Annotated in this window: 2 rRNA genes (1 of these 2 cut by a window edge); both read left to right on the top strand. The window is 53.9% G+C overall.

The features are described from left to right. Nucleotides 1-1,930, top strand: a 23S ribosomal RNA gene (locus tag SMAL_RS20305) (it extends 950 nt beyond the left edge of the window). Between the two features lie 126 nt (nucleotides 1,931-2,056). Beyond that, nucleotides 2,057-2,171: ribosomal RNA gene (gene rrf, locus SMAL_RS20300) — 5S ribosomal RNA — on the top strand. Nucleotides 2,172-2,500 lie beyond the last annotated feature (329 nt).

The raw sequence follows: 2,500 nt of genomic DNA, 5'->3' as shown, positions 1-2,500 counted from the left end.
CGTGAAAAGGGAAACAACCCAGACCCACAGCTAAGGTCCCAAATTTTGTGCTAAGTGGAAAACCATGTGGAAAGGCACAGACAGCCAGGAGGTTGGCTTAGAAGCAGCCACCCTTTAAAGAAAGCGTAATAGCTCACTGGTCGAGTCGGTCTGCGGGGAAGATTTAACGGGGCTAAGCACAAAACCGAAGCTTGGGGTGCATAACTTTGTTATGCGCGGTAGAGGAGCGTTCCGTAAGCCGTTGAAGGTGGATTGAGAAGTCTGCTGGAGGTATCGGAAGTGCGAATGCTGACATGAGTAACGATAATGCGGGTGAAAAACCCGCACGCCGAAAGCCCAAGGTTTCCTTGCGCAACGTTAATCGGCGCAGGGTGAGTCGGCCCCTAAGGCGAGGACGAAAGTCGTAGTCGATGGAAAGCAGGTTAATATTCCTGCACCTCGCGTAAGTGCGATGGAGGGACGGAGAAGGTTAGGTGTACCAGGCGTTGGTTGTCCTGGGGAAAGGCGGTAGGTTTGGATCTTTGGCAAATCCGGGATCCTTTAAGACCGAGCACCGAGACGAGCCTTTATGGCGAAGTCACTGATACCACGCTTCCAGGAAAAGCTCCTAAGCTTCAGCTTACGCAGACCGTACCGTAAACCGACACAGGTGGGTAGGATGAGAATTCTCAGGCGCTTGAGAGAACTCGGGTGAAGGAACTAGGCAACATGGCACCGTAACTTCGGGAGAAGGTGCACCCTTTTTGGTGGCTCGTGCGAGCTATAGCTGAAGAGGGTCGCAGTAACCAGGCCGCTGCGACTGTTTATCAAAAACACAGCACTCTGCAAACACGAAAGTGGACGTATAGGGTGTGACGCCTGCCCGGTGCTGGAAGGTTAATTGATGGGGTCAGCCGCAAGGCGAAGCTCTTGATCGAAGCCCCAGTAAACGGCGGCCGTAACTATAACGGTCCTAAGGTAGCGAAATTCCTTGTCGGGTAAGTTCCGACCTGCACGAATGGCGTAACGACAGCGGCGCTGTCTCCACCCGAGACTCAGTGAAATTGAAATCGCTGTGAAGATGCAGCGTTCCCGTGGCAAGACGGAAAGACCCCGTGAACCTTTACTATAGCTTTACACTGAACGTTGAGTTCGTCTGTGTAGGATAGGTGGGAGGCTATGAAACTGTGGCGCTAGCTGCAGTGGAGCCATCCTTGAAATACCACCCTGTCGTGCTTGACGTTCTAACCTGGGCCCATTATCTGGGTCGGGGACCGTGTATGGTGGGTAGTTTGACTGGGGCGGTCTCCTCCTAAAGAGTAACGGAGGAGCTCGAAGGTACGCTCAGCGCGGTCGGACATCGCGCACTGTGTGCAAAGGCATAAGCGTGCTTGACTGCAAGATCGACGGATCAAGCAGGTAGGAAACTAGGACTTAGTGATCCGGTGGTTCTGTATGGAAGGGCCATCGCTCAACGGATAAAAGGTACTCCGGGGATAACAGGCTGATACCGCCCAAGAGTTCATATCGACGGCGGTGTTTGGCACCTCGATGTCGGCTCATCACATCCTGGGGCTGTAGTCGGTCCCAAGGGTATGGCTGTTCGCCATTTAAAGTGGTACGCGAGCTGGGTTCAGAACGTCGTGAGACAGTTCGGTCCCTATCTGCCATGGGCGTTGGAGATTTGAGAGGGGCTGCTCCTAGTACGAGAGGACCGGAGTGGACGAACCTCTGGTGTTCCGGTTGTCACGCCAGTGGCATTGCCGGGTAGCTATGTTCGGAAGCGATAACCGCTGAAAGCATCTAAGCGGGAAGCGCGCCTCAAGATGAGATCTCCCGGGGCACAAGCCCCCTGAAGGAACCATATAGACTATGTGGTTGATAGGTCAGGTGTGTAAGTACAGCAATGTATTGAGCTAACTGATACTAATGATCCGTGTGGCTTGACCATATAACCTCAAGTTGCCTTGGCTTTACGACAGCGTCGTAAGAGCATCCAAGTGCACGCTACGTCACAAGAACTATGCGAGGCTGGCGCCTTGTCCCTCCGGGACGAGTGCGACTCTCCAAAAGCCTCCCTGGTGAAATTAGCGCTATGGAACCACCCGATCCCATCCCGAACTCGGAAGTGAAACGTAGCTGCGCCGATGGTAGTGTGGCCTAAGCCATGCGAGAGTAGGTCATCGCCAGGGTTTATACCCGAGAACCCCGCTGCTTACGCAGCGGGGTTTTCCTTTTTTTGCAAGCCCCTGGTTTTGACCTGGACTTGCAGCAACAACTTCAGAAAGAGCTTCAGGTTCCTTCAACAAGTTGTTGACAAAGCTGAAAGGCCTGCCATAATAGGCGGCTCGCAACGACGAAAGACCCTCGGGTCCAACGACGAAGCAGCATCGGCAACAACGTCCACTCCGGTGAGACGGCCTTGAAAAAAGGTGTTGACGAAGCGGAAAAGCCGGCTATAATGGGCGGCTCGCTACGAAGGAAACTTCGCAGCACACGGGAACGGCGCTGAGGCCACTTC

It is taken from the genome of Stenotrophomonas maltophilia R551-3, from assembly GCF_000020665.1.
Taxonomy (GTDB): domain Bacteria; phylum Pseudomonadota; class Gammaproteobacteria; order Xanthomonadales; family Xanthomonadaceae; genus Stenotrophomonas; species Stenotrophomonas maltophilia_L.
Note: the sequence above shows the minus strand (reverse complement) of the source record. Positions and strands in the feature narration are given on the sequence as shown.